Source organism: Pleomorphochaeta caudata (assembly GCF_055395745.1).
Genome location: NZ_AP042458.1, coordinates 1,373,376 through 1,395,911 on the forward strand (window position 1 = coordinate 1,373,376; position 22,536 = coordinate 1,395,911).

Here is a 22,536-nt window from a genome sequence, read left to right on the forward strand (position 1 = left end):
CTTTATCAAATTTATATGGGAGAAATATATGAAAAAAAATTTGGTAATGAAGATTATTATTGGGTTTATAGCTGGTTTGATCGTGGGGGTCATTCTATGGTTATCTAACATGAATGTAAATGGATATGTTAAAGTCGTTTCCCCTTTTGGTAACGTTTTAGTATCCATGTTAAAAATGGTTGTAGTTCCAGTAATTTTCTTATCACTTGTTTCTGGGGCAGCTTCCCTTCCTACAGGTAAGTTTGGAAAAATTGGACTAAAAGTAATTATTTGGTATTTTGCAACTTCATTGGTTGCAGCTGTTGTTGGTTCTTTATTAGCTACAATATTTAATCCAGGTAGCTCAAATATTGATGTATGGAATAGTTTAATTACTACAGGTACAGCAGTAGAAGAGGTTAGTGTTTCAACAACAGGAGCTTTAACAGAAGTATTTTTAAATATGTTTAAGAATCCTTTTGAATCTTTAGCTAATGGAAACTTCCTAGCAATTATTGTATTTGCGATTGCATTTGGTTTAGCTCTTAAGTTGAATATGGATAATCCAAAGACTTCTGAGAAATCAAAAAAGCATATTGCTTTATTCTTAGATCTAACACAAACCGCTCAAGAAGGTGTTTTCACAATTGTTGACTGGGTATTAGCTTATTCACCTTTCGGTGTATTTGCATTAACATCTTGTAACTTTGCAAACTATGGCTCAGCATTATTTGGACCATATGTATCCTTAACTGTTGGTGTTATTGTTGGAATTCTATTTATGATTTTTGTTGTATATCCTGCAATGATTTTTATATTTGTAAGAAAGAATCCTTATAAATTATTATTTAAGATTAAAGAAGCTCCATTAACAGCTTTTGTAACAAGAAGCTCTGCAGCAACTTTACCTGTATCAATTAAAGTAGCTGAAGAAGAAATAAATGTTGATTCTAGTTTATCATCCTTTGCTCTTCCTTTAGGTGCAACTATTAATATGGATGGTGTATGTGTTCACTTACCATTCTTTGCTGTATTAGCTGCTAACATGTTTGGGGTAAATTTAGGTTTTGCTGGTTTAACTGTTTTAGTTATTACTACAGTATTAGCATCAATTGGTGCTGGTGGTGTTCCTGGTGGATCTTTAATGTTATTATTTATCATTTTACAAAACATGGGATTACAACCAGGTCAAATTGCAATTATCGTTGGTCTTGCTTTAGGTATCAATCCAATATTGGATATGTTTGAAACAATGAACAATGTAACAGGTGATATAGTTTGTACTTATGCTGTTGCAGAAAATTCAGACATGATTGTAAAAAATGACTAAAAATATTTTATAACTTAAAAGTTAATATTCATCATATAGATTAAGTTTTATATGGTGAATTTTTTTTACCAAAAAAGGTTGTAATATCTAAGTTTTTAATGAAATTTTACAAAATTTTTAAATTTTATATATTATTTTTTATGGATAATTAATTTTAAAATATTTTTTCTATATTGTTTTTTGTTGTAATTATTGGTCAGAAAACGATTTAATATATATAGCTAAAAAATACTGTTTTTTTTTATGAAACTAGTTGACGCAAAAACCGTTTTTTGATAGTTTAAATACATCGCCGAAGTGGTGGAATTGGTAGACACAAGGGACTTAAAATCCCTTGTCCTTTTGGACGTACGAGTTCAAGTCTCGTCTTCGGCACTAACAAATCTCAATTATGAGGTTTGTTTTTTTTATTTAAATTTTATTTAATAATTTTTATAATTGTTAAATTTTTCTTGATACTGATATCTTTTTTAATTGTTTTTACTTTGATAGCTTTTTGGAAAAATAAAGATTGTTTATCGAATTATTTAATTTCTTAAAATATAGAATATTTATTAATCAAAAAGGCTAATTATCAAATTATTAAACATATTCAACAGACTTTTTAGTAAAAAAGCGAAGAATTAATAAAGGCGAAATTCCAAGGTAATATGTTGAAAATATTCACAAAACTATTATAACAAAAGAACAATTTGATTTAGTTTAAGAAGAATTTGAGAAAAGAGGTAATCTAAAAAATAAGAATATAAATAAAAGTGTATTTGTTAATAAAGTTATTTGTGGTTATTGTGGTGGTTTCTATACAACTAAAACTAGGCACTCAACCTCTAAGTATAAAAGAATTATCTTTCAATGCAGTAATAAATATAAGAACAAAGTAAGATGTACCACCCCTCATTTTTATGAAGAAGAGTTAAAACAAATAGCAGTTAATGCAATTAATGATTTAATTAAAGATAAAGATTCAATTATAGAAAATTGTAATCTTATTCTTAATAAAGTATTACAAACCGAAAATTTAAAAGCAAAAGAAGAATCTCTAACTAATGAAGTTAATAAATTATCAAAAGAATTAAATCAACTAATAGCTTCTAATGCTACAACAATTCAAAACCAAGTAGAATATGATAAAAAGTATAATAGTTTAAATTCTACATATTCTTCAGCTCTTAATGAATTAGAAAGCCTTCAATCCACAATACAAGATAAAAATAATAGAAAAAGTAAAATCAAGCAATTTATAAAAGCTTTGAAATATCAAGATGAAATCTTAACTGAATTTTCACCTAACCTTTTTCTATATCTAGTTGATAGAATTGAAGTTTATTCAAAAGATGGTATTAAGGTTGTTTTTACGAGTGTAGAATATAATGATAATTAATTAGTAATAGTTTAAATCTTTTTTGTTTATTTAAAAGTTAATATGCCCTTGTTTAATTTGAGAAAAATATAATTAGAGTGATTTGATATTTTCTGCAATATATTGAATTATTATTTCTTCTTGTATTATTTCAAATGTAATTTTTAGCAGTAAATTGCTTATTTTTTTATCAACAATAAATATATTCTTCCTTTAGAAATAAACTAACAAGGATTCGTTAAAATCAATATTTTTATTCTGTCTAGTAACTTCTTTTAGTATACTTTCAATTTATTCTATTTTCATGATGATATTTTCACAAGAAGTATCTAGAATAGATTTAGGATTTTGTTCAAAATTATATGTTTTTTTTGCATATGTAGAAACCATTTTTTCTAAATAACTGCTCAATGTTTTATCAGTTATATAATTATTATTTATACAAACTGGGGCTTTACCAGATAATGCTTTTAATAAGAAATAGGTCCATATGCCATGTTCCAAAGTATTACAAGAATATGATGATTGTCCTTCATGACATGAATAAAACAAGCCATAATATGGGAATTTATTTTGCAATATCTCAAATTCTTCAAAATTAATGTTTGATAAATGATTTCTACTATTTTCATCTGTCAAAGATTGTGCGCAGGAATCAATAAATATTAATGCATTTTCACATTTTGATTTTTTTAGTGGATCAAGTAAAATTTCTCTTAAAGAAATTGATGTATTTATAATATAATTAGGATTCATATCATATGTAGATAAATAATTGGTTATTCCATCATGAAAACCGTGTCCTACAAAATAGAAAATCAATCTATCGTTTTCAGTAAGCTCATAAAATAGTCCTTTTAAATCATATTCTAACATAGATTTATAAGCTTGGGTATCTGATAAAAAAGTTATATTAGTTTCTAGAACATTCATTTTTTCTATTAACATTCTTTTAAAAGCTAATGCATCTTCTGTAGCATATTTCACAGGAGAAATTGGATTTATATCTCTTGGAGCATAATTTTCAAGTGAAATAATTATTGCTAAAGTTCTATCAATTTTGTTGCTTTTATATATCATAGATTGAGAAGATGATTTTGTTAAATTTATATTTTCTCTTTCTTTTCGTATATATTTTTCATCTTCAAAGCGTATATCATTTATACTTTTTTCTATCTTTATTACATAAATTTCTTTTTTATCTAATATTTGCCAATTTAAAGTCAGTTTAGGTGTAGGATTGAGTTTTGAAATTGCTTGATTTGTTATGTTCTTTATATTAAAATCGTGATTTAAGCCTATGATTTCATTTAAAGCTCCTATTCTTTCCTTTATTCCAAAAATAATTGTTCCACCTTTATAATTAGCAAATGCAGCTATATTAATGGCTAATTTTTCAGGTATATATGGTATAGCATTAATTTCAAAAATTTCTGATTTGTTTTGTGTAAGAAATTCGTTAGTTTCTGTTTGAGAAAATACTTGGGTTATAATAGGAATCCTATTAATTTCTGTTTGTTTAAGTAGATTCCCTAATGTTATTTGACGGGGAATAGATTCTCCATCGGTGCACCACAATTCTGAATCTACATATTCAAGAACATCAAATTCAGATGTATAATATAAAATTACTTTATTATCATCTGAAGGACGTGTTACAATTAAAATTTCACTACCATCTTTTAATATTCCACCAATGATACTTTCGGTCATGTCAAAAGATTTTGAACAATCGTAATTTGGTAACTTTTTTAAATAGTCTATAATTTTTGATTTAGCTTTAGGTAACAAATCTTGAATGTGTTTTAATTTATAAAAGTCTTTATCACTAATATGAAAGAACTCCTGAGGTATTGATTTTTTTTCAATAGACTTAATAATTTCATCAAAAGTATTTGGTTTTTGTATACTTTCGTATTCTTTTTTTGTATTTAATGTAGCTGGTATAGGAATATTCTCGTTTTCGAAAAACTCAATAATTTCATCTTTTTCTGCTCTTAAGAGAAAATTTAGTTCATTATCATATCCTTTTAAATCTAATAAATTGCATATAACTTCAGGTAACTGTATTAATACACTATTGCTGTCCCAAGGTTTTGTGACAATTATTGTTTGTTCAAAGGAATGAACATTAACTTTTTTTGTAAAATTGATTTCGTCATTTTTTATTATTAATTCATCAGCTTCATAAAATTTAATATTGGAAAATTTTTCATCAATATTTATTATTTGGGGATTTAAAGATTCATCAGTAATGATATTCTGTAACCATAGCTTAAAGAAGGGTAATATTTTATTCATCTTTAAGGTTAATTCTTGACATATTTGTTTTTGCGTTTCTTCTAATGAAAATTGATCTTGATTTATTATAGTAATATTTAAGCAATTCATTAATGTTTTTATGTTTCTATTTTTTTTATTTATTGAATTAATATTAATAAATATAAATTTATCTTGGAAAATATTTTCATTATCATCACAATAGAAGAATAAGTCGCTTGTTTTTGTAAATTCATTGTTAGTATTTAGTAATGAATTGTTTTTAGCCCAATTTTCAACAATATTATTCTCATCAGTACTCCAATTGGCGCAAGTTTCTAATAGTCTAGAATATATTTCTTGTATACGAGCTTTATTTTCTTTTTTTATTTTTCCCTTTTCATTTGAATCTAATGAAATTTTATTTAATATTTCTAGATAATCCGATAAATTTAAATTTGTTTTGAAGTTAAAAAATGATTTCCAATCAGAAGATAATATAGGTCCATCAAAAATAGGTAAATAATGACTAGCAATTTTAATAATATCTTTGTCATTAATAAAAATTTTTTTTGAATTTAAACAATTTTTCAACATTGTAGGTAAACAATCATAGTTTTTAATAAACCAAGGGACATAATTTTCTACAGTATCACCTTGTACCATACCCTTCAGATTAGGTCTGCCCCAAAATGCTGTGGTAGGTTTGCTTATATTTTCGGGTGAATAATTAGAAATAAGATCCTCCCAATATTTTTTTGTAAAATGATAATTTTCTATAGTCTGAGTAATATGATTTATAGTAATCAGATTTGTATATGATGCAGCAGTGAATTCTGTAATATATGGAGTAAATTTTTTATCGTCGTTTTCTAAATAACTCTTTTCAATACCATAATTTTCTAAAGTATCCTTATCTGTTCTCTCTTGGAAGTTAATTATATTTATACCTTCTTTTACTCCTAATTCCATCAAGAATTGTTTCCATTTATTTTTATCTTCTATTTTTTCACAATAACTTTGATTTACATAGATATCTAATTCCAAGCAGCCTTCTAATTGCACTCTAGGATTGTAAAAGTTAGATAAAAAACATTTTTCAGCTGGTAATAAGCTATCATTATTTGTAAGTAATTTAATTCTTTTTAATTTGCTCATCAGAACCCTATTTAATCTATCATTTCCATATAGTGTAAATAAATCTCTGATTGCTGAAATTGCATTTGTTTTATTAATATAATTATCGATATTAGGTATGATATTTTGGTTAATATATGTTACATCAGTTTTTTCTTTAATACCAAGGTTTTCCAACCATTTTCTAGTGATTATATCAGTTCTTAACCATTCATGTAATCGGATATCTATAAAATTTAATTCACTTTCTGGATTATTCCAATTTTTATCTGATACAGTAGGAAAACAAACTGAAGGTGGATAATTTAAATGATTTTTATGATCCAATATAAATGGTAATGTTCTTAACATTTCATTTGTTACGTAATTTACTTTTTCATTATTAGCAAGACTTTTGAAGTGTTTTATTAATTTAATGTTATTTTCAATTGTGTAATTATATAAGAAACTTTCTGAATAAAGGAAATTTTTCATTTCCGCCCATTCAAATATTTTAGCACCAAGCTCTTTAAATAGATTATTAAAATGTGAACAATTTGAAAAATTGAGACAACAATCTGGGTTAATATTATCTCTTGATTTAATATATTCTTTTATTATTTTTTTACCAATAAAATCTGTAAATGATAATAAAGTATAATCAATAATTGTATTTTTTATAAATACCAGTGTATTATCTTGAGATAAAATAAAAGGTATAGTGTTTATTGCTTCATCAATACCTGCATTAAAGTTAGTGCCTAATTCATCGGTTGAAGTTTTTTTAGGTATCAAATTATAAGCTTGGCATCCGTATTCTGTTTTACATAATTCTGCAATCCACTTGAATATTTCTACTGCAATATTTTTGAATATCCATTGGTTCCATTTTGAATCGACATGTAATGATTCTCTATTAGCTGTAGTTAAAAAACTTGTGTTTACAAGAATAGGAAAGGAATATTTTATTTCATCTGTTGGTAAATATGAATATATTAATTTTTCACAATTTGATAATTTCTCAATTTTATCATTTTTTATTTTTGCAGCAAATGATATTTCAATAGATTGTGCTTCCAATAATTTTTTAGGAATATTTCGTTCATCAATTAAGGTTTCTTTTATTTCTTTTGGTAAATCAATTTGTAAAGTTTTAGTTATCCATGATGATTTGATAGTTTGATCTCTTTTTAATAAAGTAATACCAGTTGTTTCTCTATTTATAGTTATAACTTGTTTACAATCAATATCAAAAGTAATTTCATTAATATTTTTTAAAAATAGAAACATATTTAGATTTTCTGTAAGGTTTATTATTGCTTTTTTAGTTTCTTCTTTATTATTTAAGTTAATTATAGTAGCTACATTAGCTTTTGTATCATTGATATATTTATTTATTTCATTTTGCACAAAGTCTTTTGTTGTATATATGGGAATTATTTGCCAAGGATATTTAAATTTCCTGTCATTTTCTTTTTCCCAAGTTTCGATATTGTCTTTCCATGACCAGCCAAAATCATATGATGAATCAAACCGAAAAAATTCATTATTAGTGAAAATAGTAACCTGTTCTGATTGTCCAAATACTGATTTAAACCCAATTCCTTTATATCCTGTTTTTGTAATATCGTTTTTTTTAGTGCCATGGTCTACATTACATATTCCAATTAAATCACGATTTGAGAAATTTTTCCCTGAATGAGCAACAACAAGTGTATCTCTAATTATTTTTATCCATACTTTTGTATTAGAGTCATTATTTTGAGAATCATCAGCATTTTGCAGTAATTCATATATAAATCGTTTTGAATCAGTATATAAATCTGTAGATAACGTATTTAATGTATTAGCTAGATTAGTTGCTTGGCTGGGATTTTGATAAAATTTATTATCATTGTATATTTGTGATATTTGTTCTTTGAATGTCATTATGATTTCCTAATTTATTTTTTAAATAATATAAAAATTGTATAACTAAATTGATACAGTTTTTCTAAAATAATTGAGACAATAATTTATTGAATACTTTTAATTCTTGAAAAGAATTCTTTGAAATTAGTGATGCAAGCTTTTTGACATTCATATTTATCTATATTGTCAAAAAAGAATTTAGATAATAATATTTTACCAAGATTAACAGAATCAGGAAAAACTTTTTTGAAATTATCTAATTCTTTTGTTGTTATTAAATTTTCAATTTCTATTGGATTATCTTTATAAGCTGATTTATTAATATTTTCACTTTCAATATTTTTTAAATAAATGAAAGACTCATTATTTTTTAAATTTAATTTTTTCTCTAATATTTCTCCACCCGTTTCTACTCCGGCTTTATCAAAGTCAAATATTGCTATGAATTTACATCCCCATCCCATTAAAATACTGCATAGATTTCTAATATTAGAAGCTCCTGTAGAAGGAATAATGTTATATGAATTAATATCAAAATTTAATTTTTGAGCCATTGCTTTTATATAGTAATAATCACTTATACCTTCAGTGATTAGATTTACTTTAGTGAATGAAGGCCCAATAGAATTATTTAAATTCATTCCTATACATTGCAAGATTGGTGCAATCGTATCTTTGCCCTTTATTTTTGAATTATAAGAAGGTATACTATTATAAATTCTAGTAATTCCATCTTCCCTTTTATCAATTAATCTAATTGCTCCGATATTTATTATTTCATTAGTAATCATATAAGGAGAATGTGTTGTATATAGGATTTGATTATTATCAGTAATTTTGTTAAAGAATTTTATCAAATTTTGTTGTTCATTTATGTGAATTGACGTTCCCGGTTCATCTAATAAAAATACTAAATTTTCAGTTGATAAATTCATGGATTTTAGATAAATAAATGTATTTATATACCATTGTAATCCAGCACTTCTTTCAGATAATGAAGTACATTTATTTTTTTCATCCGAAACAAAAAAATTTAACATTTTATTTACAAAACTTAATTCAAGTTTTAGTTTTTCTGTTTTATAAAAATTATTAAATTCATTATTAAAGTATTCTTGAATTTTACCATTTATCTCTTTTGTTTGAGAATTTATGATTTGTCCATTATTACTCCTTAATATATTGAGAATATCAATTTTATCTTGGTTTATAATTTGTAAAAAATTTATTATTAGACTTTTTTCAGTAATATTATTACTATCTAATTCTTCATTTAATTGTTTTATTGTATATTCTGAATTTAGTTTTTTTTCTTTATTTATGAATACAAATTTAGGGATAAAAGAGGTAATAGTTTTTATTTTATTGTTTAATTCTTTTAATTTCGTGTGCTTTTCTTTAAATTGAGGCGTATTTACACTTCTTCTAAGAAAATATTTGATTTTATTATTTATTTCTGATAATTCAAAATTTTTTATTTCAATTTTCATTATATTAAGTTCTTTTAGTTGTTCTTGGTTATATTTAAAATCATTTTGATTAAATTTAGAAATTATATCGTTTAATTCATATTGCACTTCTTCTTGAAATTTTATTTGTAATGAACCGGTAATTAAACATTGATTTTTATTTATTGAAATATATGTTTCTTCTATGATTTTATGAGTATTTTGTTCTTCTAAAGTTGGTTTTAGAATGATAGAATATGATATTTGATTTTTTAAATCAGATCTATTAACTAAGTTGATATCGTCAAATAATTTGTTCATATTTTCATTTATATTTATATGTGATAATCCACAAAGGATATTGCTTTTCCCACTTTCATTTTTTCCTATAATAGGTGTTATTCTTTTATCAAAAATAATTTCATTCCCATCTGTACCTAATGATTTAAAATTGTTTATTGTAATTGATGAAACATACATGGGTTAATTTCCTTTAATTTTTCTATATGTAAATTTAATAATTCAAATGTGTAAAAATAATCATGGCAATAATATTTTTTATTAACAATTGCTTATTGCTAGCATAATAATAAAATTTTATATTAGAAATAGTGAGTTGTCTATAATAAATATTGTTATCTAATATAATCGAGGACAGTAAGTTTAAATGTCCGGCCTATTATAATAGAAAAAAATAGAAAATCAATGATTTTTTGTTAAGCGTAGATGAATTAACACCTACAGAAAAATATAAAGAAATTTATGGAGATATAACAATACTTCCTTCATATATAGCAACAAGGGAAGAATAGTTTATATTTTACTTTACACTAAAGGAAGCCAAATCTATAATCCTAATATAATTGAAGAGCAGGAATAATTAATTTTATACAACTTTAAGCCCTATAAACGTGTAATTGTATTAGATTTGTTGTACCAATGCACTAACAAATCTCAATTATGAGGTTTGTTTTTTTTTATTTAAATTTTATTTAATAATTTTTATAATTGTTAAATTTTTCTTGATACTGATATCTTTTTTAATTGTTTTTACTTTGATAGCTTTTTGGAAAAATAAAGATTGTTTATCGAATTATTTAATTTCTTAAAATATAGAATATTTATTAATCAAAAAGGCTAATTATCAAATTATTAAACATATTCAACAGACTTTTTAGTAAAAAAGCGAAGAATTAATAAAGGCGAAATTCCAAGGTAATATGTTGAAAATATTCACAAAACTATTATAACAAAAGAACAATTTGATTTAGTTTAAGAAGAATTTGAGAAAAGAGGTAATCTAAAAAATAAGAATATAAATAAAAGTGTATTTGTTAATAAAGTTATTTGTGGTTATTGTGGTGGTTTCTATACAACTAAAACTAGGCACTCAACCTCTAAGTATAAAAGAATTATCTTTCAATGCAGTAATAAATATAAGAACAAAGTAAGATGTACCACCCCTCATTTTTATGAAGAAGAGTTAAAACAAATAGCAGTTAATGCAATTAATGATTTAATTAAAGATAAAGATTCAATTATAGAAAATTGTAATCTTATTCTTAATAAAGTATTACAAACCGAAAATTTAAAAGCAAAAGAAGAATCTCTAACTAATGAAGTTAATAAATTATCAAAAGAATTAAATCAACTAATAGCTTCTAATGCTACAACAATTCAAAACCAAGTAGAATATGATAAAAAGTATAATAGTTTAAATTCTACATATTCTTCAGCTCTTAATGAATTAGAAAGCCTTCAATCCACAATACAAGATAAAAATAATAGAAAAAGTAAAATCAAGCAATTTATAAAAGCTTTGAAATATCAAGATAAAATCTTAACTGAATTTTCACCAGATGGTTTTCTATCGCTAGTTGATAGAATTGAGGTTTATTTAAAAGATAATATTAAGGTTCTCTTTTAGAATGGTAAAATAGTAATTGTTGCTTTGTTGAGTAAAAAGGAGGATAACTAATAAATTATAGAACTTTTTTAGTTTTTTACAGTATTAATATATTTGATAAGTGTCAGAAACAATAAATATTAGTTTCACTATTATTATAGTTTTTTTTCAAAACTATGTTACAATTAATTTATTAATTATTGATAAACTTATAAGGTGTACTAGTATTCTTCTATTGCGATATATAAAGAAATGGGTTTCATTGATTGTTATACACCTTGTTCTTTAATTAATATACTGTATATTAAAATTAATTTTTTTATATAAACCTTTAGGGGATAATACATGTGGAATGATATCGAAACAACTGAAGATTTGTTGAACTTTCAAGTAGTAGCTGATACTGCTGCACAGATTATTAGAGATTCAAATAATCAACCTATTTCTATTGGAGTCTCAGGTTCATGGGGAGTCGGTAAATCCTCATTATCGAAAATGATTGTTAAATCAATAAAAAGTAATGAAGATAAGCAAAAGTATGTTATTATTGAATTTGATGCATGGTTGTATCAAGGATATGATGATGCGAAATTGGCCCTTCTTCAAATAGTTTCGGATAAACTCTTTTCAGAATCCAAGAAAAATGAATCAGCTCTCTTAAAAGCAAAAGAATTTGCAAAGCGAATAAATTGGTTAAGGATAGGTAAGTTACTTGCTCCTGTGGTGGGAGGAGCTGTAACTGGAGGCAGTCTTGGAGGACCAGTTGGAGCAGTAATTGGTGCTGTTGGAGGAATAGTAGAATCTGGAGGAACTCCAACTTCTGATAATTTAAAGAATCTGAGTGATGCTTATTCAAATTTAGGCCCAGAGATATCAGGATTATTAAAAGAACAATCATCAACATCAATACCTAAGGAAATATCGGAATTAAGACAAGTATTTTCTGCTCTTTTAGAAGAGCTAGACGTAAAACTTATCATAGTCGTTGATGATTTAGATAGATGTTTACCTTATACGGCAATTTCTACTTTAGAAGCAATTAGACTTCTTTTATTTCTCCCAAACACCGCTTTTATTGTTGCAGCCGATGAGGAAATGATTAGAAATGCTGTAAAAGTTCATTTTGGTGATGAAGATATGTCTAAAGATTTGGTTACTAGTTATTTTGATAAACTCATTCAAGTTCCTATACATGTTCCAAGATTAGGAACTACAGAAATTAAGGCGTATCTTATTCTTTTACTTGCTGAAACAAAAACGCAATCAGGAGTGATTACTGAGGAATGTTTTCTAGATGCAAAAAAGAAAATTCTTAAAGCAGTAAAGTTGTCTTGGTCTAAAGAATTAACATTCGGAATTATGATGGAATCATTTGGAGATGAAGCAAGAAATATCCAAACTGAGATAGAGCTTGCCGATCAAATAGCAGGAATAATGGTGAACTCAAAACATATATTGGGCAACCCTAGGCTTATAAAAAGATTTCTTAATGATTTGATGATTAAAAGAACAATAGGAGAAGCTCAGGGATTAACTCTATCTTTTGAAGAACAAGTTAAAATGCAATTATTTGAAAGATGTGCAACAGAAAAAGCCTTTGAGTTTCTTATACAAAATATTTCGGTTGTTGATGGTAAAATTGCTTTTTTAAAAGAACTTGAAAATAACATCGCAGAAGGTGGAGAAATTACATTCCCAGATCCTTCTTGGGATGATAATTTTATTAAAGGTTGGTTGGAACTTAAACCAAATCTTGGTGATACGGATCTAAGACCTCTTGTTTATTTGAGTAGAGAGAAAAGTCTTTCGATGCAGAATTCTGATGATTTATCTCCTGAGGGTAAACAGATATTAGCAATTTTAGAGGTCAGCTCAAAATTTGATGATACTTTAATACCTCGTATACAAAAGCTTGGTGAGGCTGAGGCAAGTAGATTGTTCATTAGGATGAAAAAAAATATTAGATTAAGTCAATGGGATCAAAGAAATCTTATACAATTAATGCACATTCCAACTGCATTTCAAAGTATAAGTAACCAATTCATTTCTTTCATAGAACAGATGCCTTCAGAAAAGCGAGTTCCACCATTAATTCCTCAATTAAATCGTTTAGAATGGGCAAAACCGTTGATAGATTATTGGAAGAATGATGAAGCTACTCCAAAAAAAACAGTTAATGCAATAAAAGGATTTAGGAGGTAAAAATGGGAACATCATCTTCGAGTAAAGGACCTGGTACAGGAGTTCCTTTTGATCCTCCTTGGTTAGATCAGATACCTTCTCCTTTTATCCCTGGAGAAGATTTAGAAAGTCTACCACAAACACTAATACCTTCGAATATATCACAAAATGAAGAGGTCGCTCCTTCAGCAAGATTTCGTGGAGCAAGACGAAATCTTAATAATTATATACAATCTGGAAATAGAGAAAGTCTTAATAGGTCTCTTGGGCATTATTCAAGAAAAGGAATGGGCGGATCTGTAGCAATCGCTAATCGTATGATAACTTCAACAAGAACTGCGGCAGGTCTCTTTGGATTTCTTAATTCTGCTTCAACAGGTAATAATGTTGTTTTAAATTCTTGGATTGAAGGATTCACTTCAAAACGTGCGAGTGCAAGAGAAATAGCAGATGGAATTGTTGACCTTATAGGCCCAAAGGGGGGAAGTTTAGATGAAATATCTGCACAGAACTCTCTTGCTTTGGCTTTTGAAGATCTACTAACTGAATATCCTGAAGTTAATCTATTGAGTTTAACAGAATCAAATATTTGGGCATTATTAGGATCGTATCTTGGATATGAATTATTCAATCGAATATATTTAGATATTGGACAATGCTTTGAGAATTCAAAATTAACACCTATTGGAGTAGAATCACGTAAAGAAGAGATGCGAGCTTATATCATTTCAGATGTAACAGCAAGTCTTAATACAATAAGAAAAACTGATACTAATTACTCTAAGCAAGAAATAAATAAAGTTTTTAGCGAAGTACTCACTCGTACAATGAATATTTATGAAGGAGAATTGGAATGAAGATTGTTAGTTGTTTAGAATCGAATATTCCTCAAGAACGTTCTGATGAAGTTATTTATATTTGCCAATACTCAAATCCTAAAGCACAAGATATTGGCTATTTTGGATTAGGTTTCTGGGATAATATTCGTAAACAAGGAATTGCTCCATCTACTGCTATTTGGGATTTTGCAACTTTTGCACTTACAGTAGCATCGGTAGATAAATTAATTTCACGTAATACAAGTTCTGATGGATGGACAAGAGAGCTAGATGTTGAAATCCATCTTTGCTCTCCAGATAAGTGGTATTCACAAATAGAGGAGTTGCAAGATTTATTAAGATTTCTTACAGGAGATTTTTGGACGCTTTCATTTTGTGATGGAGGATCTTTTCCTCCTTCCCCAAAGCCAATAATGCATGAAGCTGATTGTATAAGTTTATTATCAGGAGGTATGGATAGTTTAATTGGGGCAATTGATTTAACAAGAGATGGGAAATTGCCAATTTTTGTATCTCATGTTGTAAAGGGATCCAAAAATGCTCAAGAAAAATATGCTAGTAGTTTAAGTGCCTCTGAAAGGTTATATCAATGGAGTTATAATACAAAACTTAAAGGATATGGAGAAGACTCAACTCGTGGTAGATCCATGGTTTTTTATGCATTTGCAGCAATAGCATCGGCGTCAATTAATAGGAAAAGCGCTGAGCCAATTGACTTATATGTGCCAGAGAATGGTTTTATAAGCCTTAATATAGCTCTTTCGCCTGGTAGACTTGGGAGTTTAAGTACAAAAACAACACACCCAATATATATGAGTGGTTTACAAAATTTATGGAATCATTTAGGGATTCCTCTCAATTTAAAATTTCCATATAGGTTCAAGACAAAAGGAGAAATGATGAAAGAATGTCTTGATCAAGATTTATTAATGGATTTGGTAAAAGATTCTGTAAGTTGTGCTAAATATGGTAGAAAGCATATTCATTGTGGGGTGTGTGTCCCTTGTTTAGTAAGAAGAGCGGCCTTCATGAAAGTAGATTGGAAGGATAGCACAGAATATGGAAAGAATATTAAGATCGTTAATTCTGATAATATTTCTGTTGCAGCGACATCTTATTTGCAAATGCAAGCAAAAGGAATACGTCATGTAGTAGGTAGTGCTCTTAATTTTGCTAGTGATACAGATAGGGGCAATTACGAAGGAGTTTTTTCTAGAGGGTTAACTGAAATTTATGAACTATTACATTATTATGGTCGAGTATGATTGATTTTCATTGTCATCTTGATTTATATCCCAATGTCCTTTCTTTTATTAAGGAAGTTGAAAAACGGAATAAATTTACATTAGTAGTAACAACAAGTCCTCGGGCCTGGTTAGCTACTTCACAAGTATTTTATTCAATCAATAATATTGAATGTGCTATCGGAATGCATCCAGAAATAGTGATAAAAAAGTATGCTGAAAAGAATATTTTATTAGAAAATATTCCTAGATCTAGATTTGTAGGTGAAATTGGAATTGATGGATCAGAATGTAATATTGACTCTTTACCTATTCAAATATCGTTATTTAAAGATATCGTTAGAGAGTCAGAATCTTGTGGTGGTAGAATTCTAAGCATCCATTCTCGAAAAGCTGAATTACAGGTACTAGATATCCTTGAACAGGAATGTTTTAACAGTACACCAATTTTACATTGGTTCACTGGAAATAAATCTTTATTAAGTAGAGCTATTAATATGCAATGTTTTTTTAGTTTAGGACCTGCTATGACAAAAACGATTAAAGGTAAAAGGCTTATTTCAGAAATACCAATTGAATATATTTTGCCAGAATCCGATGGGCCCTTTGCATTAATTAAAAACAAACCGGTTATGCCTTGGGAAGCAATAAATATCATTCCAGATTTATCTGAAGTTTATGGTATTTCTAAAGAACAAATACTAAAAAAGTTATTAAAGAATGCTCAAAAAATCACAAATACACTTTCCTGAATAATTACTAATATTACAAGTTATAGAATGTCATAACTCCCCTATCAACGGACTAGTAATCGGGTGATATCCCTTTAGTAGATTTTAATATTCTTTCAATAATTTTGCCTTAATAAACGCCTCTACATCTTTAGGTAATTATAATTATGGTATAAATGTATTTTTTTTATATTTTCTTTTTGGAACAAGTTTAGTTAAAACTATATTATATATTCAAATAGAGATATTAAAAATGAAAAGGTGTTTTAGCTAAAAATGATGCTTAGTTATATAATGTGTATGGATTAATCAGAAGATGATAAAAATAGATTTATATTTTGTCATCATAATAAAGTTAAAGATTATTATTATTAATTATAGAGTTTGGATAAAAAACATATTATTTTTTTAGCTTCAATAATATATCAAGAAACTCAGAAGATATATTTTCTGAAATAATATATCTTTTACATAATTAAAATAATTATTATTCAAATAAATAAGTATGATATTTTTATACACCTACTTTTTTTGATAACGTGTATAGTTAAGATATAACGTGTATTATAAAAAGTATAACAATTATATTTTATATATTAAAATTCTCTTGAGATAAGAGTAAGCGTCCATTCTGAATTATTTTTTAATGAACGCCTCTGAAGGTATATTTATCTACACGTGTTGCATCTGGTTTAGAGTTTTTAAAATTATCTTCTAAAGAATACAAGCTTTCTTTTTTTACATTTCTTGGAAGTAATTGATTACAATCTTCTTCAGTTTCCATAGTAGGTGATTTTTCTAGAATATTCCAAAGATATTTATATACATTTAGATTATTTGTTTTAGCTGTTTCTACTAAACTATAATACAGTGCTGAAGTTTCTGCTCCTTCTTGTGATACGCTAAATAGTCAGTTTTTTCTTCCCACGCAAAATGGTCTGATTGCATTTTCTGCAATGTTGTTATCTGGAGTTGCTTCAAAGCAATTTGGATATGCTATTAATGTGTCCCAATAAGTATTTAGATAATTAATTGCTTTGCCCATAGCACTCTTAGGAATGTATTTAGGTTTAATTGTTTCTATCTTGGTTTTAATCTTTTTGAAAGTTACTTCTGTTTTTTTCTTTTTTAGTGAATTAAATTCTTCTTTTGTTATTGAACCTTATTGATATTGTTTTCTTAACTTGGTTTCTAATGAATAAAGTTCATTTACAAAAGATACTAAGATTAAAGCATCTGTAGCTTTTTTATTTATCTTTAAGATTGCTTTTAATTGTCTTACAGCATGAACCCAGTAATTTAAATGATCATTTAAATCTAAATATCCTTTTAATCCATCAGTCATTATGAAGCCTTTGTACCCATTTACTGCTTCACTTAAAATTTCTTTTCTTCTATTAGCAAGAAATGAGTAAAGCACTATCTTATGATTAGATTTTGCATCTAAATTGGACACACCAACTTGCACCATCATAAAATGGGTTGCACTAGGTTTTGCATCTGCTAGTTTTATTACTTGCACTGGTGTTTTATCTTGATTTATTAAATTTGATGTTAATATGTGATATTTTAATCTATTTCTTAAAGGTTTTATTAGATAGAAGTATCTAAGTAATCAATTTAATAATGATTGTCTTGTAAATTCTAAGCATTCTCCCTTAAAGATTGATTCTTGTCTGTATAGAGGAAGTTAATCACTATACTTTCTAGTTGCAACTCTTGCAACTAATGAAGCTGCTGTAATGATAGTATCAGTATCTTTGTTATTCCACTTTGCAATAATCTACATTAACAACAGGAGTATTAGCATCTAATTCTTTTACTCTATGAGGAGTTTTTACCCTAGTATGTTCTTTTACTTCTATTAATTTTTATTCTTCTTGTGTTAAAGCAGTAGATAGTAATTCCATTTCATCAAAAAGATATACTGTTTGTTCTGTTGAAGGAATAAAAGGTTGAGTACTTTTAAGTCTAAAAAGTTCTTTTAAATCATTAATATTTGTAGTTAGTTTCTTATTTGCAGAAACTACTTGATAAATTAATTCATTTTTAGCTTATCTAAATACTCTTTTGTACACAATTTACTCATACATAAAATGTTATCAGATAAGTAATTAAATGTCAATATTTATTGCTTAAAATTATGTTAAGCATTATTGATATTTAACATAATTTACTAGGATTTAATACTTCTATTTGTATCCAAGGATTTTGTCCTTTTAACATATTCTTAATTGATCTAATAGATACCCTTTTAGCAATTTTTGCATCTTTAGACCACCAAACACTACCTGTTTCAAATCTTTTCGTCAATTCCCAGAAGCCATTATCATCCCATACTATGGATTTAATTATTGTTTACTTCCACTACAGAAAACAAATACACATTTGTCAAAAGGATTTAAATTCATTTCATCTTGAATTAGAAAGGTTAGACTTGAACTACCTTTTCTCATATCAGTCTTTCCTGGTCTAATGTAGAAATCATAATCACTAAAATCTAAAAACATTATTCCATATCCTTTAGAACTTCTAAAACTTTTATTAATTCATATTGTTCTATATTTATTGATAATTCAATTTAACAGAAAGAAGCATTAATAGTAATTATCTCATCTTTAAATGAATTTCTATGATAATTATTTGAATAATTAACAGTGTTTGTATTATTAACTTTGATTAGATTTAAATTTGAAGTATATAATTTTTCATCTTATGCATAGTTTTGAACCTAACTTCTTAGCGTAATTGGTGAAATATTATTCTTCATTGAATATTTATTTAATGATTCACCTTTTTCTGACCATTTTAAATATTCCTCTACTGTTTTAGCTTTAAATTCATTTGAATATTTTCTTCTTGTACCCATCTTATCCTCCAGAATTAGGATAGATGAGATTGCACTAGTTACATAGGTTGTTTGATTAGACGCTTACAATATTTCTTGAACTTCATGAAAAGTATATTTAGTTGAAATCAATAAATATTCATATTATTTAATATTGCTTTAGGTAAGTTGTTTGACAATATTATAATAATTATATTAAAAATCTATATTTTATAAATTTACAAACTTAATATTAATAAATCAAATCAATTTCGCGTCTTACTACCCCTGATATTCTTTTTAATAATGCTATTGATTGATCAAAATAATTTTGATCAATAATGAGTGTTTCATTTAGTTTTCCTCGTGCCAAATTCCCTGATTTACTGAGATAAACATTATTAATTTTTGAATTATTATGAATAATTATGTCCCTTGAAGCTTTTAATTCAAAATACTTATTAAGTAAATCTTTTGGAATATTAACGCCTGAGATAATTTTGAAATATTCAAAATATTTTGAAGGAGAAAGATATGAGATATGTATTATTGTTTCAGAAATTATTTGATTGATTAAACTATCAATATCTTTATATAATAATATTTTGCTAATGTTAATTTCTTTTTTTATATTTATTCCAGTTATTGATGTATTTATTTTATGGGGATATTCCCGTAAAATTTCTTCTAGAGTTATACACAAAAAATCTTCAAAATCTGATATGCATGAAGATAGTATAGCTTTAAATAAATCATATCTTATAAATCTATTATATATATTTTGGAGTTCTTTATCTGTTCTATATGCATATTTTGTTTTTTTAATTGATGGCACAAAATACTTAGAATCTTTTCCTGAGATCAGACTGCTATGATAACTTTTTTTTTCTTTTTCTAAAATTGGTATCGCTTGATTTATAAAAATATATGTATCATTCAATTTTTTTGATAGAGTTAAGTGCCTGTTATATATTTTCTTTGATAACGAACTTTGTTTTGTACTTGATGGTTTTGTCATTATTCCTCTTATATAATAAATTTATTATAGTTAGTATGCTTTTTAAATAAAAGATTCAGAATTTATAGAATAAATAGTACCACCTTTTAAGAAAAAATTCACCCACTTTTTTTATAATCGTATAGTTGTATTTATGTGTAAATTTCTTGGTACTAACAAATCTCAATTATGAAGTTTGTCTTTTTTAATTTTGCTTATTCTAATTTCCTATCTAATGTTAATTGATTAAATATTTTCTTATATAGTAGGGGTTGTAAGATTAATTGTTTCTGTTAAAGAATAAATACCTGTATTAAGATCCATTCTATATGTTTCTAAAATAAGTTCATTGTTTGTGTTAATGTCAAATTTTAAAAAAGTACTTTTAGCACCAGGATCCTGAGTTCCTCTAGAATGACCCGAATCAATCTGCCAAGTTGTATCACCTGGGCGTAAGTTACTGCTATAATTATGAGTATGTCCACAAATATAAGCTGTAACATCATATTGATTTAATAAACTCCAAAATGCATCTCTATTTTCTTCATGAGTATTAAGACTATCATCTTCATGCCTAAGTCTTCCTGACTCTTCATCAGGTAAGGGGAATGCTGGTTCATGTCCAAAGACTACAATAATATCTTTTTCTGTATTATCTAAATCTGACTCTAGCCAATTATAAGTAGCTGGGACTATATCACCATTTGAACCAATATCAGAAGTGCCATCAAAATATTCATTTAGTATAACAAAATGGACTGGCCCTTTGTCAAAAGAATACATAGTTTCTTTAGTTCCTGTCGGACCTTCGCTAATAATACTTACTCTTGATTCTATAACTTGGTAATAATTTCTTATCCACTCCATGTCAGAAGGAGTCTCTGACTCATGATTTCCGACGATAGGGAACCATCTATAATCAGCACTGATATATTTCTTTATAGTAGCTAGCACTTGCCCTGGTGGATCAATATCACCAGCTGAAAACATATAAATCCCATCATCTACTGTAGCTATAGCTTCACATGCTCCGCGAAACCAATCTAGATTATTTCCTGTATATTCTCTCATATCTGATGCGACAATAAAAGAAGTGAAATTTTCATCAGTATCATTTAATACAATGGAATCATTGAGTATTCCGTCTTCGCTTATAGGAGAATGTCCAAAGCTGCATGAAACAAATAAAAATAATAATAAAAAGGAAATCCATATAAATCTATATTTTTTAGTTTTCATAAGTGTCTTTACCTCTATCTTGTTATCTAAATTTAATATTATCATATTGTTATATAAAAAACAAAGTTATATAGGTTATCCCTGTATTATGTAAGAAGAATTAACTATTAAATATCGATTATTTGATAAATTTAGTGTGTAGAGGTAAAGAATATTAATCTGTTTGAATTGAGAGATTCCAAGACAACATAAATATTAGCTATGAAATTATTCATGTCTTTGAAATCTCTTTCTCGTAGTTTAATTTGTATCAATTAACTAAAATTTTTTATAATTGAACTTCTAATGATTGAAGATTTGAAGCTGTTCCTCCAACTTGTACTTCATCTATTTGATTATTTGATAAATCAAGATCTACAGAGATTAAAGAAGGTTTGTTCATAGCTTCTCCTTGTTCAAATATCATGTTATTAGAGTTCTTAATAATTTTGTATTTCCATAGATAACAGGCTAAAGCTCCATTGGAAGTTCCTGTAGCAGATTCTTCATCTATTTCATATAAAGGTGCAAAATTTCTACAATTAGCAGTAATTGCTTCATCATTATCATCTAAAGCAAATAGATGAAAGCCAACAATATTATGAGTTTTGCTTATCTCTTTTATTTTTTCAAAATCTGGTTTTATTGAGTTTAAAATTTCTTTATTTCTTATTGGAAGAAGAATATCTTTAAGACCAGTTGAAACAATTTGACAAGGGTAATCTGTATTTAAATCTTTGAGTTCAATACCAAGAGATTCAATAACTTCTTTAGGGTCTATGACTTCATAAAAAGTTGGTTTTTGTTGATCCATCATTATACAACCATTTTTTTCAATCTTAATTTTAAGTATTCCAGCTTTAGTTTTAAGAGTATAATTTCCTGGTTTTATTCTTTTTAAAAGAAAAAGTGCATTAAATAAACCAATGGTTGCATGTCCACATAAGTCTACTTCAGCATTAGGTGTAAAAAAGGCTACTTCAAAATCAGCTTCTTGTGAATTTGAAACAAAAGCTGTTTCACTAAATCCAATATATTTAGCAATGTTTTGCATTTCTTGGTTTGAGAGGTTTTCAGCATCAAATACAATCCCAGCAGGATTGCCACCTATTTCATTTTTTGCAAAAGCGTTTATTGTATAATAATTTAATTTCATAATATTCCTTTTTTTATATATTATTTAAATATAT

General features: G+C 26.6%; 16 protein-coding genes, 1 tRNA gene and 2 pseudogenes. 9 read left to right on the top strand and 10 right to left on the bottom strand.

The features are described from left to right. Positions 1 to 28: 28 nt before the first annotated feature. From ACZ5RS_RS06330 to ACZ5RS_RS06345, 4 genes and pseudogenes are all read left to right on the top strand, one after another. Positions 29 to 1,309, top strand: a complete 1,281-nt coding sequence (locus ACZ5RS_RS06330) for a dicarboxylate/amino acid:cation symporter (protein ID WP_464638500.1) — start codon at positions 29 to 31, stop codon at positions 1,307 to 1,309. Between the two features lie 291 nt (positions 1,310 to 1,600). Continuing rightward, positions 1,601 to 1,684 (top strand) — tRNA-Leu (locus ACZ5RS_RS06335). Between the two features lie 370 nt (positions 1,685 to 2,054). After that, a pseudogene (locus ACZ5RS_RS06340) lies at positions 2,055 to 2,240 on the top strand (recombinase zinc ribbon domain-containing protein); the annotation flags it as partial. A gap of 318 nt (positions 2,241 to 2,558) precedes the next feature. Next, the gene (locus ACZ5RS_RS06345; RefSeq protein ID WP_464638501.1) at positions 2,559 to 2,690 is read left to right on the top strand and encodes a hypothetical protein; all 132 of its coding nucleotides are present in this window, start codon (positions 2,559 to 2,561) and stop codon (positions 2,688 to 2,690) included. Between the two features lie 270 nt (positions 2,691 to 2,960). Here the strand turns inward: ACZ5RS_RS06345 and ACZ5RS_RS06350 are convergent, their stop codons facing one another. Then, positions 2,961 to 7,973: a sacsin N-terminal ATP-binding-like domain-containing protein gene (locus ACZ5RS_RS06350; RefSeq protein WP_464638503.1), complete on the bottom strand. Its 5,013-nt coding sequence runs from the start codon at positions 7,971 to 7,973 to the stop codon at positions 2,961 to 2,963. Between the two features lie 86 nt (positions 7,974 to 8,059). Next, positions 8,060 to 9,883, bottom strand: a complete 1,824-nt coding sequence (locus ACZ5RS_RS06355) for an AAA family ATPase (RefSeq protein WP_464638505.1) — start codon at positions 9,881 to 9,883, stop codon at positions 8,060 to 8,062. 835 nt (positions 9,884 to 10,718) lie between these two features. Between ACZ5RS_RS06355 and ACZ5RS_RS06360 the strand changes: the two genes are divergently transcribed. The 5 genes from ACZ5RS_RS06360 to qatD all read left to right on the top strand — a co-directional run bounded on the left by ACZ5RS_RS06360 (position 10,719) and on the right by qatD (position 16,325). Further along, positions 10,719 to 11,330: a recombinase zinc ribbon domain-containing protein gene (locus ACZ5RS_RS06360; protein ID WP_464638939.1), complete on the top strand. Its 612-nt coding sequence runs from the start codon at positions 10,719 to 10,721 to the stop codon at positions 11,328 to 11,330. A gap of 324 nt (positions 11,331 to 11,654) precedes the next feature. Further along, positions 11,655 to 13,511: a KAP family P-loop NTPase fold protein gene (locus tag ACZ5RS_RS06365; RefSeq protein ID WP_464638506.1), complete on the top strand. Its 1,857-nt coding sequence runs from the start codon at positions 11,655 to 11,657 to the stop codon at positions 13,509 to 13,511. A gap of 2 nt (positions 13,512 to 13,513) precedes the next feature. Further along, positions 13,514 to 14,347, top strand: coding sequence for a Qat anti-phage system associated protein QatB (qatB, locus tag ACZ5RS_RS06370; RefSeq protein WP_464638508.1), 834 nt, complete (start codon positions 13,514 to 13,516; stop codon positions 14,345 to 14,347). After that, positions 14,344 to 15,594 carry a Qat anti-phage system QueC-like protein QatC gene (gene qatC, locus ACZ5RS_RS06375; protein ID WP_464638510.1) on the top strand — a complete coding sequence of 417 codons (1,251 nt, stop codon included), beginning with the start codon at positions 14,344 to 14,346 and terminating at the stop codon, positions 15,592 to 15,594. The genes qatB and qatC overlap by 4 nt, the downstream gene beginning before the upstream one ends. After that, positions 15,591 to 16,325: a Qat anti-phage system TatD family nuclease QatD gene (qatD, locus tag ACZ5RS_RS06380; RefSeq protein WP_464638511.1), complete on the top strand. Its 735-nt coding sequence runs from the start codon at positions 15,591 to 15,593 to the stop codon at positions 16,323 to 16,325. The genes qatC and qatD overlap by 4 nt, the downstream gene beginning before the upstream one ends. A gap of 622 nt (positions 16,326 to 16,947) precedes the next feature. On the opposite strand, the gene ACZ5RS_RS06385 is transcribed toward qatD, so the two are convergent. From ACZ5RS_RS06385 to ACZ5RS_RS06420, 8 genes and pseudogenes are all read right to left on the bottom strand, one after another. Beyond that, the gene (locus ACZ5RS_RS06385) at positions 16,948 to 17,175 is read right to left on the bottom strand and encodes a transposase domain-containing protein (RefSeq protein ID WP_464638941.1); all 228 of its coding nucleotides are present in this window, start codon (positions 17,173 to 17,175) and stop codon (positions 16,948 to 16,950) included. A gap of 39 nt (positions 17,176 to 17,214) precedes the next feature. Further along, a pseudogene (locus tag ACZ5RS_RS06390) lies at positions 17,215 to 17,898 on the bottom strand (IS66 family transposase). Positions 17,899 to 18,467: 569 nt separating this feature from the next. Further along, entirely contained in the window at positions 18,468 to 18,617 is a 150-nt protein-coding gene (locus tag ACZ5RS_RS06395; protein WP_464638513.1) for a hypothetical protein, read from the bottom strand. Positions 18,618 to 18,655: 38 nt separating this feature from the next. Next, the gene (gene tnpB / locus ACZ5RS_RS06400) at positions 18,656 to 18,814 is read right to left on the bottom strand and encodes an IS66 family insertion sequence element accessory protein TnpB (protein ID WP_464638514.1); all 159 of its coding nucleotides are present in this window, start codon (positions 18,812 to 18,814) and stop codon (positions 18,656 to 18,658) included. Between the two features lie 221 nt (positions 18,815 to 19,035). After that, a complete protein-coding gene (locus ACZ5RS_RS06405; protein ID WP_464638516.1) occupies positions 19,036 to 19,173 on the bottom strand; it encodes a transposase in 138 nt (45 codons plus the stop codon). 211 nt (positions 19,174 to 19,384) lie between these two features. Next, the gene (locus tag ACZ5RS_RS06410) at positions 19,385 to 20,149 is read right to left on the bottom strand and encodes a hypothetical protein (RefSeq protein ID WP_464638518.1); all 765 of its coding nucleotides are present in this window, start codon (positions 20,147 to 20,149) and stop codon (positions 19,385 to 19,387) included. Between the two features lie 237 nt (positions 20,150 to 20,386). Beyond that, positions 20,387 to 21,367 carry a metallophosphoesterase family protein gene (locus tag ACZ5RS_RS06415; protein ID WP_464638519.1) on the bottom strand — a complete coding sequence of 327 codons (981 nt, stop codon included), beginning with the start codon at positions 21,365 to 21,367 and terminating at the stop codon, positions 20,387 to 20,389. A gap of 268 nt (positions 21,368 to 21,635) precedes the next feature. Continuing rightward, on the bottom strand, positions 21,636 to 22,502 hold the full coding sequence (locus ACZ5RS_RS06420) for a PhzF family phenazine biosynthesis protein (RefSeq protein WP_464638521.1): 867 nt from the start codon (positions 22,500 to 22,502) through the stop codon (positions 21,636 to 21,638). Positions 22,503 to 22,536 lie beyond the last annotated feature (34 nt).

Excerpts from the sequence above, each read along its gene's own strand:
- ACZ5RS_RS06330 (WP_464638500.1), top strand. The coding sequence starts at position 29 with ATGAAAAAAAATTTGGTAATGAAGATTATTATTGGGTTTATAGCTGGT.
- ACZ5RS_RS06350 (WP_464638503.1), bottom strand. The coding sequence starts at position 7,973 with ATGACATTCAAAGAACAAATATCACAAATATACAATGATAATAAATTT.
- ACZ5RS_RS06355 (WP_464638505.1), bottom strand. The coding sequence starts at position 9,883 with ATGTATGTTTCATCAATTACAATAAACAATTTTAAATCATTAGGTACA.
- ACZ5RS_RS06365 (WP_464638506.1), top strand. The coding sequence starts at position 11,655 with ATGTGGAATGATATCGAAACAACTGAAGATTTGTTGAACTTTCAAGTA.
- qatB (WP_464638508.1), top strand. The coding sequence starts at position 13,514 with ATGGGAACATCATCTTCGAGTAAAGGACCTGGTACAGGAGTTCCTTTT.
- qatC (WP_464638510.1), top strand. The coding sequence starts at position 14,344 with ATGAAGATTGTTAGTTGTTTAGAATCGAATATTCCTCAAGAACGTTCT.
- qatD (WP_464638511.1), top strand. The coding sequence starts at position 15,591 with ATGATTGATTTTCATTGTCATCTTGATTTATATCCCAATGTCCTTTCT.
- tnpB (WP_464638514.1), bottom strand. The coding sequence starts at position 18,814 with ATGTTTTTAGATTTTAGTGATTATGATTTCTACATTAGACCAGGAAAG.
- ACZ5RS_RS06405 (WP_464638516.1), bottom strand. The coding sequence starts at position 19,173 with ATGGGTACAAGAAGAAAATATTCAAATGAATTTAAAGCTAAAACAGTA.
- ACZ5RS_RS06410 (WP_464638518.1), bottom strand. The coding sequence starts at position 20,149 with ATGACAAAACCATCAAGTACAAAACAAAGTTCGTTATCAAAGAAAATA.
- ACZ5RS_RS06415 (WP_464638519.1), bottom strand. The coding sequence starts at position 21,367 with ATGAAAACTAAAAAATATAGATTTATATGGATTTCCTTTTTATTATTA.
- ACZ5RS_RS06420 (WP_464638521.1), bottom strand. The coding sequence starts at position 22,502 with ATGAAATTAAATTATTATACAATAAACGCTTTTGCAAAAAATGAAATA.